This window comes from Vibrio sp. 2132-1 (genome assembly GCF_033344315.1).
On sequence record NZ_JAWPON010000058.1, the window covers coordinates 1 to 1,448 of the forward strand.

The window sequence follows — 1,448 nt, forward strand, 5'->3', positions numbered from 1 at the left end:
GAAGTCGTCGCTATGAGCCTCATGTCCAGTCACGGAAGGATGAATCAGAAGCCATCAAAAACACGGATTTTAAGGCCCACCGCTGGGTTGTAGAGAGAACACACAGTTGGATGAATCGCTACCGTCGTGTCCTGACTCGTTGGGAGAAAAAGGTCGAAAATTACGAGGCAATGCTGCATCTTGCCTGTGCCATCATTGTCTGGAATAAAATCCTTTTGGGATAGGTTCTTATTCATTCTTTATCCCATTTAGTTTATATATCATGATTTGATACATATCTTGGCATCGACGTGTTATTTCAAGCTTACCTTTAAAAAATTATCATAAAATGCCTAGAAACAGATAAAAAGTGCGAACAAAAGCCGACAAAAAACATTTTATTGTTTATGGTTTTTAGCCTTTTGCGGAAGGATGATATAATAATTCGGCTCACACATTTATTTGAGGGTAAACAGTCGGTTCTATGACCGCCATTGAAGATAAGTTAACTCAAAACATAATAAAACAGGGCTTCACTAGATATGAAACCCTTTAATTTAACCTGAGCTTATTTTAATTTACTGTTACACAACTCTTGTAGCCGATTAATAAGGCGTGCAACATGGAAGCCATCACAAACTGCATGATGAACCTGTACTGAGAGCGGCAATAACAGTCTATCCCCTTCTTGCTGATATTTTGCCATTGTTATAATGGGTGCAAAATAATCGGTAAAATTAGCAACATTTAAATTAAAGCTATCAAAATTAACCCAAGGTAATGCTGAAATATTTAAATGATTTTCTGGTGTTACCCCTTGAGGAAATAACTTGGTATCACTTTTATAACGTTCCATTACCGATAAATAATTCACCATAAATTGATCAATATCGGATGAGTATGGGCAACTCAGTGCTGAAAATGTCTCTGTTTCTTGATGGAATACGGTGAATTGTGGGTCGACTGAATCCCATACGATCAATTCATCATCTTTTATCGCCATTCTCAACTCATCAAATTGATTCACGGCCTGAGCAATCAGATAGATCATTACCGGATAAAACTTATACGCTGAATCATCCAATGACTTTTTTAACGTCGTGATATCAATTTTGCTTGTTAAGCTAAAACCACATGGTAAACGATGCCGATAAAACTCAAAATGCTCACGGCGAACCCAATTTTTTACATCAAATTTTGTATAGTTCATAACATATCCCTTCTGAATTTTTATTTACTAAGAACCTATCCCAATAGGTTTTTAGTCCAGACAATGATACCACAGGCAAAATGCAGCATCGCCTCATAATTCTCGACTTTCTTCTCCCAACGAGTCAGGACACGACGGTAGCGATTCATCCAACTGTGTGTTCTCTCTACAACCCAACGGTGAGCCTTAAAATCCGTGTTTTTAATGGCTTCTGACTCATCCTTCCGTGACTGGATATGAGGTTCATAGCGACGACTTT

At 37.9% G+C, this 1,448-nt stretch carries 2 protein-coding genes and 1 pseudogene; 1 reads left to right on the plus strand and 2 read right to left on the minus strand.

The annotated features are described in order from the left end of the window. The coding region (locus tag R8N47_RS23390; protein ID WP_225455851.1) for a transposase at positions 1 to 224 on the plus strand (224 nt) is incomplete at its 5' end. Positions 225 to 547: 323 nt separating this feature from the next. On the opposite strand, the gene catA is transcribed toward R8N47_RS23390, so the two are convergent. Beyond that, a complete protein-coding gene (catA, locus tag R8N47_RS23395; protein WP_318070401.1) occupies positions 548 to 1,189 on the minus strand; it encodes a type A chloramphenicol O-acetyltransferase in 642 nt (213 codons plus the stop codon). A gap of 35 nt (positions 1,190 to 1,224) precedes the next feature. Further along, positions 1,225 to 1,448: pseudogene (locus R8N47_RS23400) on the minus strand (IS5/IS1182 family transposase); the annotation flags it as partial.